Here is a 13,458-nt window from a genome sequence, read left to right as displayed (position 1 = left end):
AATTTTGATTAAGGGAATCTATCGATATCTGGTTATTCTCGCTGCGGCGATGATTTTATCCGGGTGTATTAACCGTGGTGAAGCTCCAGCGCCTGTGGAAGAAGTTAAACCAGGTCCACAGCAGCCGATCGAGCCGGTGCCAACCGTCCCAACGGTGCCCACTGTACCGACTCAACCAGGACCAATTGAGCAACCACAGCCGACCATTCCTGCAACGCCAAAAGTCCGTACTTACGACTGGGGCAGCGCCATGCAGCCGATGGTGGGTAAAATGCTGCAAGCCGATGGCGTTACCGCAGGCGGCGTTCTGCTGGTGGACAGCGTAAACAATCACACCAATGGCTCGCTGCAAACCAGTAAAGCAACTGAAGCTTTACGCGGCGCGTTGGCGAACAACACTAAATTTACCCTTGTTTCTGCTCAACAACTTTCAATAGCGAAACAGGAACTGGGGTTATCGCCGCAGGACAGCCTGGGTTCGCGCAGTAAAGCGATTGGTATTGCCCGTAAAGTGGGCGCTCAATATGTGCTTTACAGCAATGCCAGCGGTAATGTGAATGCTCCAACGCTGAAAATGCAGTTGATGCTGGTACAGACAGGTGAAATTATTTGGTCAGGAAACGGTGCGGTACAACAGACTCAATAATGCCACGCTGCAAAGTGTGATTGCTCAGTATCTTCCGGCGGCTCAGGCCGCCGGTTGCTTTTCTGCGCTCGAAGGATTGAGTGGTGGCAGCGTACATTTCAACGTCGGAGGGCGCGAGTACGTCGCTCGTCACCAGCTTGCATCTCCGCAGCCGGGCGTTTCGCTCTCTCGGCACTTTCGCGCGCTGAACCGAATGCCTCGACGTATTGCGCCGCGACCCGTTTGTCTGGCTGACGGTTGGTTAATCGTCGAATGGCAAACCGGCGAGGTAAAATCCCAACTTCCCTCACTGCAATCGCTCAGTGCCTTGCTGTATGATTTACATCAACAAAGCTGCTTTGGCTGGCGAATCAGCCTGTTGCCGTTGCTTGAATACTACTGGTTAATGGCTGCCCCTGAGCGAAAACGTGTGAGTTGGCTGCGGTTGCTTAAAAAGATGAAGCGGCAAGGCGAACCTAAGCCGCTGCGCCTGGCACCACTGCATATGGACGTTCATGCCGGGAATCTTGTGCACCAACCGCAAGGGCTTAAACTCATTGACTGGGAATATGCGGGTGATGGCGATGTTGCGCTGGAGCTCGCGGCCACTATGGCGGCCAATAATATCTGTGATGATTCACTGATACGCGCCTATGCGCAATGGAGCCATATTCCGCTGGAAACATTAACCCGGCAGGCAGCGCGATGGCGGCCATGGGTAATGATGCTGATGGCATCGTGGTACGAATGCCGCTGGCGGCAAACACAAGACAAAACATTTATAACTCTTGCAGATGAGGCCTGGAGCCAACTGCGGGAAAAGAACTAATTAAGAGAGGTAGATGTGGGTCCGGTAATGTTAGATGTGGCAGGCTTTGAGCTGGATGCCGAAGAGCGCGAAATTCTGAAACACCCGCTGGTCGGTGGGCTGATTCTGTTTACCCGCAACTATCACGACCCCGAGCAACTGCGTGAACTGGTGCGCCAAATCCGCGAAGCCTCGCGCAATCGTCTGGTGGTGGCCGTTGACCAGGAAGGCGGGCGCGTTCAGCGTTTCCGCGAAGGCTTTACGCTTCTACCTGCCGCGCAATCTTTTGCTGCCATTCACGGTCTGGAGCAGGGCGGTAAACTGGCGGAGGAAGCAGGCTGGTTGATGGCGAGTGAAATGATTGCCATGGATATCGACATCAGTTTCGCGCCCGTTTTGGACATTGGCCATATTAGCGCTGCCATTGGCGAGCGTTCGTACCATGAAGATCCGCGAAAAGCGTTGGCGATGGCAACCCGCTTTATCGACGGTATGCACGCGGCTGGCATGAAAACGACCGGTAAGCATTTCCCTGGTCACGGTGCAGTCACCGCCGATTCGCACAAAGAAACCCCGCGCGACCCGCGTGATGAAGCGCTGATTCGTGAACACGATATGCAGATTTTCCGTACGCTGATTACCGATAACAAACTCGATGCCATCATGCCCGCGCATGTTATCTACACCGATGTTGACCCTCGTCCGGCCAGCGGTTCCCCGCACTGGCTGAAAACCGTTTTGCGTGGCGAACTTGGCTTTAATGGCGTTATCTTCTCTGACGATTTGTCGATGGAAGGCGCGGCGATTATGGGCAGCTACGCTGAACGTGGGCAGGCGTCACTGGATGCAGGTTGCGATATGATCCTGGTCTGCAATAATCGTAATGGTGCGGTTAGCGTGTTAGATAACCTGTCGCCGGTCAAAGCAGAGCGTGTTACAGGTTTGTATCATAAAGGTTCATTTACCCGCCAGGAGCTGATGTCGTCAGCGCGCTGGAAGGAAGCAAACCAGCAACTTGAGGCGCTGCATGAGCAGTGGCAAGCCCACAAGGCGGGTCTTTAACTCCTCGGGCCAACTGGCCTGAATTCGTGTGGTGAGGATGCAATGATTATCTATTTACACGGTTTCGACTCCAACAGTCCCGGTAACCATGAAAAGGTGCTGCAACTCCAGTTTATCGACCCGGACGTGCGGCTTATCAGTTACAGCACGCGGCATCCGAAACACGACATGCAGCATCTGCTCAAAGAAGTCGACAAGATGCTGCAACTCAGTGCCGATGAGCGCCCGCTGATTTGCGGCGTCGGGCTGGGCGGTTTTTGGGCAGAACGTATCGGTTTCCTGTGTGATATTCGCCAGGTGATCTTTAACCCGAATTTGTTCCCGCAAGAGAACATGGAAGGGAAAATCGATCGTCCTGAGGAATACACCGATATTTCGACCAAGTGCGTGCAAAATTTCCGCGAGAAAAACCGCGATCGTTGCCTGGCGATTTTGTCACGCAATGACGAGGCGCTGGACAATGTACGTGCCGCAGAACTGTTGCATCATTACTATGAAATTGTATGGGATCAGGAACAGACCCATAAATTCAAAAATATCTCGCCACATTTGCAGAGAATAAAAGCATTCAAAACGCTGGGCTAAATAGGTCGGAAGCGTCGGTTTTTGAAAGGGTCAGCCATGTGCTGGCCCTTTTTGTTTATCTTTTCGGCATAAAAATTTGATGCATATCAATTTTGGTATGACCAATACACCATCCATGTTATTCTTTGGTCACATTAGTGAGTTTGTTTAGGTAACTTGTTGTTAATTAAATGCTATTTTCATAACCTTTAATTAACAATTGGTTAATATTTTAAGGGGGTCACTTTGACTACGCCATTAAGAAAGATTGTCATTGTCGGTGGTGGTGCTGGCGGACTTGAACTGGCCACTCAGTTAGGTAAAAAACTGGGTCGTGGTAAGAAAGCGAAGATTACGCTTATCGACCGTAACCACAGCCATTTATGGAAACCACTGCTGCACGAAGTGGCTACCGGTTCACTGGATGAAGGGGTGGATGCACTGAGCTACCTGGCTCATGCCCGCAACCATCATTTCCAGTTCCAGCTTGGTTCAGTGGTTGATATTAACCGCGAAAGCAAAACGCTGACGTTGTCAGAACTGCGTGACGACAAAGGCGAGCTGTTGGTTCCCGAGCGTAAGATCCCTTACGACACCCTGGTGATGGCGCTAGGCAGTACCTCCAACGACTTCAACACACCGGGTGTGAAAGATAATTGCATCTTCCTCGATAACCCGCATCAGGCGCGTCGTTTCCACTCTGAGATGCTGAATCTGTTCCTTAAGTATTCTGCGAATCTGGGCGCCAGCGGCAAAGTGAATATTGCTATCGTGGGTGGCGGGGCGACAGGTGTGGAGTTGTCCGCTGAACTGCATAACGCAGTCAAACAGCTGCACAGCTACGGCTATAAAGGGCTGACTAACGAAGCGCTGAACGTGACGCTGGTTGAAGCGGGCGAACGTATTCTGCCTGCATTACCTCCGCGTATTTCTGCGGCGGCACACAGCGAGCTGACCAAACTGGGCGTGCGTGTTCTGACGCAAACTATGGTGACTTCTGCTGATGCGGGCGGCCTGAATACTAAAGACGGCGAATATATCGCAGCGGATCTGATGGTTTGGGCGGCAGGCATCAAAGCGCCAGACTTTATGAAAGATATCGGTGGCCTCGAAACTAACCGTATTAACCAGTTAGTGACCGAGCCTACGCTGCAAACCACGCGTGACCCTGATATTTATGCCATTGGTGACTGTGCTTCTTGCGCACGTCCTGAAGGCGGCTTTGTGCCACCTCGTGCACAGGCTGCACACCAGATGGCATCTTTGGTGCTGACCAATATTCTTGCGCAAATGAAAGATAAACCGCTGAAATCTTATGTTTACAAAGATCACGGTTCTCTGGTTTCGCTCTCTAAGTTCTCAACCGTCGGTAGCCTGATGGGCAACCTGATGCGCGGTTCGATGATGGTAGAAGGGCGTATGGCGCGTTTCGTTTACATCTCCCTGTACCGTATGCACCAGGTCGCGCTTCACGGTTATTTCAAAACCGGCCTGATGATGCTGGTGGGCAGTATCAACCGCGTGATTCGTCCGCGTTTAAAACTGCACTAATCTCAGTTCAGTATTGACTCTCAAACCCGGCCAGCGTGCCGGGTTTTTTATTTGACGTTTCAGCATAAAAATCCATAAATGAGCATTTCATGCTTAGGATTTCTCTCAAACACATAGTTTCAGCCTATGGATCCGCACTTTTCATCCGTTGTCTGATTTGTCTTATACGCCCTCTGGTTGCAAAATTGTAAGCAATTGCACAGTCAGGAGGATGTCCTGTGAATAAATCAATGTTAGCGGGTATAGGTATCGGTGTGGCCGCAGCACTGGGTGTGGCAGCGGTTGCCAGCATGAATGTTTTTGACCGTGGCCCTCAGTACGCACAGGTGGTGTCAGCGACACCTATCAAGGAAACGGTAAAAACACCACGTCAGGAATGCCGTAACGTCGCGGTGACTCATCGTCGTCCGGTTCAGGATGAAAACCGTATTCTCGGTTCAGCGTTAGGTGCCGTTGCCGGTGGCGTGATTGGCCATCAGTTTGGTGGCGGGCGTGGTAAAGATGTGGCGACGGTAGCCGGTGCTCTGGGCGGGGGTTATGCGGGTAATCAGGTTCAAGGTGCGATGCAAGATCGCGACACCTACACCACCACGCAGCAGAAATGTAAAACTATCTACGACAAGTCAGAAAAAATGCTGGGCTACGACGTGACGTACCGCATTGGCGATCAGCAGGGTAAAATCCGTATGGATAAAGACCCTGGCACGCAAATCCCGCTGGATAACAATGGCCAGCTAGTTTTGAATAAAATCTAATGGTTATAAATCATGGCCCATCTTGTGAGATGGGCTTTTGCTCAATGACTACCGCGTAACTGCTGTTGCAGCTCCAGCAGCGCAGTAACTTCTGCTATGCGGCGCTGAGTGTAGGCGGGTATTTCGTCAGGCGTGCGCAAAAACAGCCTTTGTTCGCCAAAAACCACATCATGTAAACAACGGTCGTAAAGCGGCCCGGCGAGGGTACTGCGCTCGGTTCCCTGCTCAGAGATCCTTTCCACCACCTCATTCATTCCCTCACGGTCGATATTGATCATTTGCCCGTCATGAAGATGAATACGCATCCCTTTTTGACCGCCAGCAGGCCCGGCATATTTGTTGAGATGGAGCGTAAAGGGAATACCACTGAGAGTCCCGGTTAACAGCGCTTCACCTTCCGCTGTAGTGAAATCCCCCGCTGCAATCGCATTCCCGAGGCGATCGCGTGCGTAGTTGAGTTCAACGGTGAGCTGGTCATTGCCACCTAATTCATGAACGGTTTCACGCATCATGGCGAGAGTATGAGTGCCGATATCTACAATTACGCCGTCTGGGTGATGCAACTGGCGAGTGTCTGCTTCACCGGTAGCAAAATTCAGGGCAATTGGCTCACCCGCGGCGTTAAAACCACTTGGCTCGAGTAAAAAACCTTCGATGCACTTTATTTCATTGATGTTGTGAATGTGATTGCACGCCTGAGTGCGAACCATCCAGTGATCCAAAGCCAGAACACGGGCGGCATTTTGCGGCTTTGCGAGCAGAGTTTTAAGTGTCTCAAGTTGTGCAAGCGTGGCAGCGATCGGTTTTTCTACCACAATAGCAGGCACGTCACTTTGCAAGACGCGCTCAAGAACGGGTAGGTGATGCAGAGAAGACGTCGTGATTAGCACCACATCGAGCGGCATTGCCAGCAGTGCGTCCAGGGAATCACAACGGTTAATCCCGTCAATCTGACGCGCGGGATCGGCGTCATAACCGTAACATTCGAGCAAGGGAGGAGAAATGCGGCGCAGCGCCGGGAGATATGCTGTTTCGATGACTGAACCTAAACCGATTAAACCTGCCAACATAAGCTAATCCTACCAAATATAAGCTGTACCTATCATTAGAGTCCCTATGTTTTAAATGACTACTGGGTTTTGGTCGAGAAGGATTTTGTGTATGAGAGTAAAAAGCAGGCTGGTTTTTAGCCAGCCTGCTGCGGGAAACTTAGAATTGCAGGGAGTAATTCACGCCGTAAGTGCGTCCACGACCTTTGTATTCGTACAGCGATGGGCTGCCGTAAGTTGGGCTGTAGAGCAGAGGCGCGCGCTGACCCCAAACGGTGGTGTAGTCTTTATCCAGCAAGTTTTCGATGCTGAAGCTCAGCTTACCCAGCGGCAGAGCGTAGCTACCGATAAAGTCGACGGTGTTGTAACCGTTGATTTTATTGTCGCTGGCATCGGTTAAATCAAAGGTCTGCTGGCTCTGGACACGCAGGCTCCATGGTTCTGGCGCCCAGCCCACATATGCCGTGGCTTTCGATGGGCTGGCATATATCACGTCCCATTTCTGCCATTTTCCATCCACTTTGGTTTCGGATTTCAGCACGTTGAAGTTAACACCGGTACTCCAGTCTGAGTCTGGAATAAAGTAATCCACGGCACCTTCAACGCCGTAAATGCGGCGTTTATCATCTTCAACATTGATGGTCATATCTGCACGGTTGATGGAGATAGATTTGTCAGATAGTGAGTAGTACGCCGCAATCTGAGTGCGCAGGCTATCACCCGAATAGCGCCAGCCCAATTCATAAGAATCGACCTTGATCCCCTGAAGTTTTGACTGTGCAACGTTCACGCTGTTCACCAGTTGATAATGGCCGTTGACCAGGCGGTAAGTCCCGTTACCGTAATATTTGCCTGGGTCAGGTAATTCAACGCCTTGCGAGAAGTTAAACCATGCTTGCTGGCGCTCAGTGATGTGCATTAACACGCCAGCATTGAACAACGCATTGTCGTAATCAGTCGTGCCGCCAGGGATAAAATCCGCTGATTGAGCTATACCATTTGCAATGCCTTGCTGCTGAGTAAAGCCAACAAAATCATCAACTTTATTTTCAGTCCACTGGTAACGGACGCCGCCGCTTAGCGTAAACATGTCGGTGATGTCATAGCTGGTTTGCGCGAATGGCGCGAAATTAGTAATGCTGTAGCCAGGGTAGCGCCCGGTGGTGTAAATGCTTTGGTTGTTCAATCCACCTGAGGCATTCGCTTTGGCTAAATCAAAGAATTTCTGGTTTGAGGTAAAGCTTTCGTGATCGGCATCCACACCGTAGGTAATTTGCCAGCCATCAACGGGCTGGCTGGTCAGTGCGAGTTTTGCGCCGTACTGATCGGTATCTTGCTGCGAGGCCGAGAAACTGGTGACTGCGCCACGCGTCAGGGTCGGGAACGGATAGAACGTCAGGGATTCATCACGATAATAAATCTGCCCAACCAGCTCCTGGCCGAGGAAATCGCTGTTGGAATATTGCAGGCTAATCAGATGGCGCTCGGTGCCTGGAATACGGTCTGAATTGAGCTGGTCGCTGACGTAAGCATTACCATTTCCGGTAACAGCCGAGAAGTTTTCGCCCAGGTCTAATCCGTAATCATCATCGCCCTGGCTCTTGTAATATTGCGTCACTAACTGTAATTGCTGAGTTTCATCAATATTGAGCGTGCCTGTTCCCATCACATCCAGACGGTCAGAATACTGCAAGCCGGTTTGCGTGTTATCAAGCAGAGTCTGGTCGCCATTGCCATCGAACCAGCCACCGAACTTCTGATAGGCCACCGACATTCGGCCGGACGCATGTTCGTTGCCGCCAGAAATAGCCCCTGCGATACGCTCATCGTGATCTTTGCTGCTGTTAAAGCCTGATTTAATACCCGATTCAAATTCCATCTGGGTTTCAGGCTGGCCTTTTTTGGTGACAATGTTAATCAAACCACCGGTACTGCCGCCGCCGTACAAAGAGGTCGCGCCGGAAATCACTTCAATATGCTCGATGTTGAACGGGTCAATGGAATCAAGCTGGCGGCTATCGGTACGGGAAGAATTCAGACGAACACCATCTACCAACACCACGATAGAGCGGCCGCGCATGTTCATGCCGTAGTTGGTGCGGCTTTGACTGCTGACATCAAGCCCTGGAATTAACTGTGCAAGTGCATCTTTCAGCTCCTTGCCACCCTGGATTTGTTGTTCGAGTTCAGTTCCTTCGATAACCCAGGTCGTCTGCGCCATTTCTGCCACGGTACGGTGCATACGGTTCGCAGAAACCAGAATATCTTCTTCTGAAGTTTGCTGCGCAAAAGCCGGAGCCATCATAGCCAGTAGCAGCGGGTTAAGCACCCAGCGTGCATTTTTATGCATCATCATCATTCCTTAGATGGAAAAGATTAACATTTGAAAATATTTTGAAATAAGAACGGACTGAATTTTGCCGATAACGGTTCTCATTATCAATCTCAATTGATAGTATTTCTTAAATTAATCTTATGAATAATCACATGATTTATGTGGTTTACTTTTTCTGGATGTAGGCCTGAAGCGGCAAAGGAGTCGAAATGGCAGGAGTGCAAGGGTATCGCTTGTTTAATGTCCAGCTAGTGCATAAATCGCAAGTTTCACCTTCGCTATTAAGTCTGGTTTTCGGCGGCCCGGACGTTGCACATATGAAATGTGACTCGCCCGATCAGCGAATCAAAATGTTATTTCCCTCTGAAGATGGCTCCATTCCGGCTCTGCCTAATCAAGGTGAGTGGTATCAGTTGCTGCAACAATTGCCCAGGGAAAAGCGACCCGTGGTGCGCACTTATACCTTGCGCAAGGTTGATCGCGAGCGCCAGGAAGTCACCGTTGAATTTGTCAGCCACGGTACGGAAGGCCCGGCATCAGCCTGGGCAATTAACTCCCAGCCTGGCGACCAGATTCAAATCGTTGCGCCTAATGCCGAATATGCTCAAGACAGCGGTGGATACGAATGGACTCCGCCGAGCGGTTTACGCCATGGGCTAATCATCGCCGACGAAACGGCATTGGCCGCGGCGAAAGGTATTCTTGAATTGCTGGCTGCGGGGCAGAACCCGCCACAAATTCAGGCATTTTTTGAAGTGCCAGACGAAGGCGACTGTGTCGATTTGAGCGAGTTCAGCTTCGCGAAAATTCACTGGTTAGCGCGTAAACCAGCGAATGCCTCGCATGGAGAATGCCTGCTTAAATCTGTGAGAGAAAATGTGCAGGTACCTGAAGCAGCAGGCGTGACGGAAGCACTTAATGAAGAAGCGGAAGGCGAACTGTTGTGGGATAAAGCGACCACGGGCAGCAATGATTTTTATGGCTGGGTCGCGGCAGAATCCACAGTGGTGAAACTCCTGCGCCGCCATTTGATTGGTGAATGTGGCGTGAACCATGATGCAATCAACTTTATGGCGTACTGGAGTCAAGGGCGAGTGCGTTAAAAGAGTAGGGCGGCAAACGCCGCCCTGTATTAGATTTTTTTAAGTTCTGGCATCAGCCGCATCGTCGTATTCACGATTTGCATCAGCTCTTCATAGCTGGCGTTTTCGCGCGCGCTCACAGACATCCCCTGAATAATACAGCACAGGTACTTAGCCAGTTTACGGATACAACTGGTCGCAGGCATTTCGCCTTGTTCCTGGCGCTTTGCCAGAAAACGCACCAGTGTTTCTTCCTGCATCGACTGGCGCGTTTTTATCACTGCCGCGATATCTTCCGAAGACGCTGCCAGCACGGAGGAGGTACAGATGATAAAGCAACCTGTTGGGGTGTCTTTCTCAGTAAAGAGCTTCGCAATCAGCGAAAAATAATCTTCCAGTGCTTGTTCGAGCGTGCGTTCTTCGCAGAACAGGCAATTCTCACGCATTTGCGAGAAACGTTCGATATAGCGATCCAGAACGGCCTTGAATAACCCTTCTTTGTTGGTGAACTCTGCGTACAGCGTCGGAGCTTTTGCGCCCGTCGCTTCAACCAGATGCGCCAATGAAGTGGCCTCATAACCGTGTTGCCAGAACAAAGCCATAGCCTTGTCGAGTGCTGCTTCCCTGTCAAACACCTTCGGTCGGCCCCGGCTTTTTTTAATGCAAGTCGTATCAGATGACATATGCGCCGTTTAACCTTTGTCTGTTTATTGAACGATCATTATAAAAATAATATCACGCAGTAGCTATAGGGAAGAGTGAAAAAATAATTAATTCCTATGCTTATGAAAATAAGAGCTTTTATAAAATAATTAACGGTCGTTATAAAAATAATTTGACGTGTGATGCAGATCACGATTATGATTTAGTTATCGAACGTTAAGTAAATAAATTTAACGGCCTTATAAATAATTATTTCAAGGTAACTATCATGAAAAACGTAAAAACTCTTATTGCTGCTGTTGTTCTTAGTTCAATTTCTTTTGCAAGCTTCGCAGCTGTTGAAGTTCAGGCTGCTCCAGCAGGCGAGCAGAAAGTAGGGACTATCAGCGCATCCGCCGGGACTAACCTGGGTTCTCTGGAAGACCAACTGGCGCAGAAAGCTGAAGCAATGGGCGCAAGTTCATTCCGCATTACTTCAGTCACTGGCCCAAATACATTGCACGGTACTGCGGTAATTTATAAATAAGCCTGTGCCCTCTAAGTAAAAATTCTCTCCATAAGAAAGGCCCTGTTGAAAAACAGGGTCTTTTTCTATTGCTGAAAAGGGCGGCAGGCGCCGCCGAGGGTTAGATTTTTTTCAGCTCCGGTAACAAGCGAAGTGTCGTGTTGACGATCTGCATTAATTCCTCGTGGCTCGCGTCTTCCCGTGCGCTGACTGACATGCCCTGAACAATACAACACAGGTATCTAGCCAAATTTCCAACGTATGTTGTGGCCGGGATTTCACCTTTCTGCTGGTGTTGCTCGAGGAATTTAAGCAGCGTGGCTTCGAGCAGAGACTGACGAGCCTTGATCATTTCAGAGATATCGTGCGAAGAGACTGCCAGAACGGACGAAGTACAAATCATAAAGCACCCCGTTGGGGTTTCTTTATCGGTAAACAGTTTCGCCACCAGATAAAGATAATCCTCAAGCGCCTCTTCAAGCGTTCGATTGTCACAACGCAGGCAGGTCTCTCGCAGTTTCGTCACACGAGCAAGGTAACGGTCTAAGACAGCCTTGAACAAACCTTCTTTATTGGTGAATTCGGCATATAACGTTGGGGCTTTTGCCCCTGTTGCTTCAACCAGATGTGCCATTGAAGTGGCTTCGTAGCCGTGTTGCCAGAACAAAACCATGGCCTTATCGAGTGCGGATTCTTTGTCGAACACTTTTGGTCGGCCACGGCTTTTTTTGGTATCGCAGGTGTCGGTAGACATAATTAGCCGTTTTAACCTTTTCTATTTTATGAGCGATCATTATAAAAATAATATCTCATGGGTTCTAGTGCTAGTTTGTCCAAAAATAAATCATGGCTATCTGTATGAAAAATAAGTCATTAATAAAATAATTAACGGTCGTTATAAAAATAATTTGACGTGTGACGCAGATCACGTTTATGATTTACTTATCGAACGTTAAGTAAATAAATTTAACGGGCTTACAAATCATCTGCTTAAGGTCAAAAATCATGAAAAACGTAAAAACTCTTATCGCTGCTGTTGTTCTTAGCTCAATCTCTTTTGCAAGCTTCGCGGCTGTTGAAGTTCAGGCAACGCCAGCAGGCCAGCAGAAAGTAGGCACTATCACTGCAACCGCCGGGACTAACCTGGGTTCTCTTGAAGACCAACTGGCTCAGAAAGCTGAAGAAATGGGTGCGAGTTCATTCCGTATTACTTCAGTAACCGGTCCGAATACATTGCACGGTACTGCGGTAATTTATAAATAAGACTCACGGAAAAATGAGTTTCATAAAAAAAGGCCCTGTTAAAAAACAGGGCCTTTTTGCATCTCAAAACAATTAAATCTCGTTGCTGGCAATACCGTACGCGTTCACTTCAATCGGCATCCCGGAGCGGTGCTGCATGGCTTGTTCCATGACGTTAGCATCTGTTTCTGGTGCAGACTGGAACTGTTTCATCTGCTCTGTTAACACAATCGGTAGTACTTTTGGATCGTCATCAATGTGTTTAGACAGAGGCTGATGGACTTCAACTAAACGCCTGCCATCTGGCTCCACTGAGGTTTTAATCGCGGTGTTGATGATGCGCACAGGCGTACCAACAGGCATCTCTTTGTACAACGCTTTAATATCGTCATCACGCAGTCGAATACAGCCAGAACTCACGCGCATTCCAATCCCAAAGTCCGCATTCGTTCCGTGCAGCAGATAAACGCCACCATAGGCTGCGAGGCGGATGGCATGGTGGCCCATTGGGTTTTCCGGCCCGGCTGGAACGACCGCCGGAAGTTTGATTCCGTTCGCCAGGTAGCGAGCGCGAATATTGGCCGTTGGCGTCCAGGTCGGGTTGGCGCGTTTATCTGAAACGCTTGTGACCATAGTTGGTGTCACGGTGTCGCCACCGAGTTGGCCAATGCCAATCGGGTAAACGGTTACGCTATTTTTCCCTGCGGGATAGTAATAAACACGCAGTTCGGCAAGATTCATTACCAGCCCCTGACGCGGCGCATCTGGCAATAGCATCTGGCGCGGAATCGTCAGCACGCTACCCGCACGTGGCACATACGGATCAACACCTGGATTTGCCTGAAGCAGGGCAAGGAAGCCGACATTGTATTTTTTGGCGATGGCTTCAAGCGAGCCGCCGTTATCTTCGACCACATGGAAAAAGTTCTGGCCGATAAGGCGACTGCCTTCAGGCGGCAGAGGGTAGGAATTAGCGCTTGCCGGGAAAACGGCAAGGCTTGCACTGACCAGCATCAGCGATGCCAACCAACGAACAGGTAAAGAGAAAAGTCGCGACGACTGCATTAAGCGAAACCTCATTATTATTAAGGTTAATGTTATTAAAAAGTTAATCGCGAATTATGGCGGTTGAAGATGTAGGGAAACCCTGGTGATTTGAAAAGAATGTGTAAATGTTACAAAGTGCCTTAGGGGAAACTAAGGCACGTTAAGCAAAT

At 49.7% G+C, this 13,458-nt stretch carries 14 protein-coding genes; 9 read left to right on the top strand and 5 right to left on the bottom strand.

The genetic code is table 11. The features are described 5' to 3' along the window. Nucleotides 1-4: 4 nt before the first annotated feature. The 6 genes from lpoB to DY231_RS14695 all read left to right on the top strand — a co-directional run bounded on the left by lpoB (nucleotide 5) and on the right by DY231_RS14695 (nucleotide 5,365). Nucleotides 5-646 carry a penicillin-binding protein activator LpoB gene (lpoB, locus tag DY231_RS14720; RefSeq protein ID WP_115629473.1) on the top strand — a complete coding sequence of 214 codons (642 nt, stop codon included), beginning with the start codon at nucleotides 5-7 and terminating at the stop codon, nucleotides 644-646. Then, the gene (thiK, locus tag DY231_RS14715) at nucleotides 624-1,454 is read left to right on the top strand and encodes a thiamine kinase (protein ID WP_115629471.1); all 831 of its coding nucleotides are present in this window, start codon (nucleotides 624-626) and stop codon (nucleotides 1,452-1,454) included. Before lpoB ends, thiK begins: the two co-directional genes overlap by 23 nt. Nucleotides 1,455-1,469: 15 nt before the next feature. Continuing rightward, entirely contained in the window at nucleotides 1,470-2,495 is a 1,026-nt protein-coding gene (nagZ, locus tag DY231_RS14710) for a beta-N-acetylhexosaminidase (RefSeq protein WP_115629468.1), read from the top strand. Nucleotides 2,496-2,537: 42 nt separating this feature from the next. Continuing rightward, nucleotides 2,538-3,080, top strand: coding sequence for an alpha/beta hydrolase YcfP (gene ycfP, locus DY231_RS14705; protein ID WP_115629466.1), 543 nt, complete (start codon nucleotides 2,538-2,540; stop codon nucleotides 3,078-3,080). A gap of 225 nt (nucleotides 3,081-3,305) precedes the next feature. Further along, nucleotides 3,306-4,610: an NAD(P)/FAD-dependent oxidoreductase gene (locus DY231_RS14700; protein ID WP_034494638.1), complete on the top strand. Its 1,305-nt coding sequence runs from the start codon at nucleotides 3,306-3,308 to the stop codon at nucleotides 4,608-4,610. 218 nt (nucleotides 4,611-4,828) lie between these two features. After that, nucleotides 4,829-5,365, top strand: a complete 537-nt coding sequence (locus tag DY231_RS14695) for a glycine zipper 2TM domain-containing protein (protein ID WP_115629463.1) — start codon at nucleotides 4,829-4,831, stop codon at nucleotides 5,363-5,365. 41 nt (nucleotides 5,366-5,406) lie between these two features. On the opposite strand, the gene DY231_RS14690 is transcribed toward DY231_RS14695, so the two are convergent. Further along, nucleotides 5,407-6,435: a Gfo/Idh/MocA family oxidoreductase gene (locus tag DY231_RS14690; RefSeq protein WP_115629460.1), complete on the bottom strand. Its 1,029-nt coding sequence runs from the start codon at nucleotides 6,433-6,435 to the stop codon at nucleotides 5,407-5,409. 139 nt (nucleotides 6,436-6,574) lie between these two features. Further along, on the bottom strand, nucleotides 6,575-8,764 hold the full coding sequence (gene iutA / locus DY231_RS14685; RefSeq protein WP_115631855.1) for a ferric aerobactin receptor IutA: 2,190 nt from the start codon (nucleotides 8,762-8,764) through the stop codon (nucleotides 6,575-6,577). 194 nt (nucleotides 8,765-8,958) lie between these two features. Here iutA and DY231_RS14680 point away from each other — a divergent pair, with 194 nt between their 5' ends. Continuing rightward, on the top strand, nucleotides 8,959-9,852 hold the full coding sequence (locus tag DY231_RS14680) for a siderophore-interacting protein (protein WP_115629457.1): 894 nt from the start codon (nucleotides 8,959-8,961) through the stop codon (nucleotides 9,850-9,852). Between the two features lie 29 nt (nucleotides 9,853-9,881). Here DY231_RS14680 and DY231_RS14675 read toward each other — a convergent pair whose 3' ends face one another. Next, a complete protein-coding gene (locus DY231_RS14675) occupies nucleotides 9,882-10,514 on the bottom strand; it encodes a TetR/AcrR family transcriptional regulator (protein WP_034494655.1) in 633 nt (210 codons plus the stop codon). A 248-nt stretch (nucleotides 10,515-10,762) separates the two neighbouring features. Between DY231_RS14675 and bhsA (DY231_RS14670) the strand changes: the two genes are divergently transcribed. Continuing rightward, on the top strand, nucleotides 10,763-11,020 hold the full coding sequence (bhsA, locus tag DY231_RS14670; RefSeq protein WP_115629455.1) for a multiple stress resistance protein BhsA: 258 nt from the start codon (nucleotides 10,763-10,765) through the stop codon (nucleotides 11,018-11,020). A gap of 100 nt (nucleotides 11,021-11,120) precedes the next feature. On the opposite strand, the gene DY231_RS14665 is transcribed toward bhsA (DY231_RS14670), so the two are convergent. After that, entirely contained in the window at nucleotides 11,121-11,753 is a 633-nt protein-coding gene (locus tag DY231_RS14665; RefSeq protein WP_115629452.1) for a TetR/AcrR family transcriptional regulator, read from the bottom strand. 251 nt (nucleotides 11,754-12,004) lie between these two features. Between DY231_RS14665 and bhsA (DY231_RS14660) the strand changes: the two genes are divergently transcribed. Further along, nucleotides 12,005-12,262 carry a multiple stress resistance protein BhsA gene (bhsA, locus tag DY231_RS14660; protein ID WP_034494661.1) on the top strand — a complete coding sequence of 86 codons (258 nt, stop codon included), beginning with the start codon at nucleotides 12,005-12,007 and terminating at the stop codon, nucleotides 12,260-12,262. Between the two features lie 72 nt (nucleotides 12,263-12,334). On the opposite strand, the gene ldtC is transcribed toward bhsA (DY231_RS14660), so the two are convergent. Further along, entirely contained in the window at nucleotides 12,335-13,255 is a 921-nt protein-coding gene (gene ldtC, locus DY231_RS14655; RefSeq protein ID WP_256682711.1) for a L,D-transpeptidase LdtC, read from the bottom strand. Between the last annotated feature and the right edge of the window lie 203 nt (nucleotides 13,256-13,458).

It is taken from the genome of Buttiauxella agrestis, assembly GCF_900446255.1.
Lineage (GTDB): Bacteria > Pseudomonadota > Gammaproteobacteria > Enterobacterales > Enterobacteriaceae > Buttiauxella > Buttiauxella agrestis.
Note: the sequence above shows the minus strand (reverse complement) of the source record. Positions and strands in the feature narration are given on the sequence as shown.

Coding starts and splice junctions, on each gene's coding strand:
- ycfP (WP_115629466.1), top strand. CDS start 2,538: ATGATTATCTATTTACACGGTTTCGACTCCAACAGTCCCGGTAACCAT.
- DY231_RS14690 (WP_115629460.1), bottom strand. CDS start 6,435: ATGTTGGCAGGTTTAATCGGTTTAGGTTCAGTCATCGAAACAGCATAT.
- iutA (WP_115631855.1), bottom strand. CDS start 8,764: ATGCATAAAAATGCACGCTGGGTGCTTAACCCGCTGCTACTGGCTATG.
- DY231_RS14680 (WP_115629457.1), top strand. CDS start 8,959: ATGGCAGGAGTGCAAGGGTATCGCTTGTTTAATGTCCAGCTAGTGCAT.
- DY231_RS14675 (WP_034494655.1), bottom strand. CDS start 10,514: ATGTCATCTGATACGACTTGCATTAAAAAAAGCCGGGGCCGACCGAAG.
- bhsA (WP_115629455.1), top strand. CDS start 10,763: ATGAAAAACGTAAAAACTCTTATTGCTGCTGTTGTTCTTAGTTCAATT.
- DY231_RS14665 (WP_115629452.1), bottom strand. CDS start 11,753: ATGTCTACCGACACCTGCGATACCAAAAAAAGCCGTGGCCGACCAAAA.
- bhsA (WP_034494661.1), top strand. CDS start 12,005: ATGAAAAACGTAAAAACTCTTATCGCTGCTGTTGTTCTTAGCTCAATC.
- ldtC (WP_256682711.1), bottom strand. CDS start 13,255: ATGCTGGTCAGTGCAAGCCTTGCCGTTTTCCCGGCAAGCGCTAATTCC.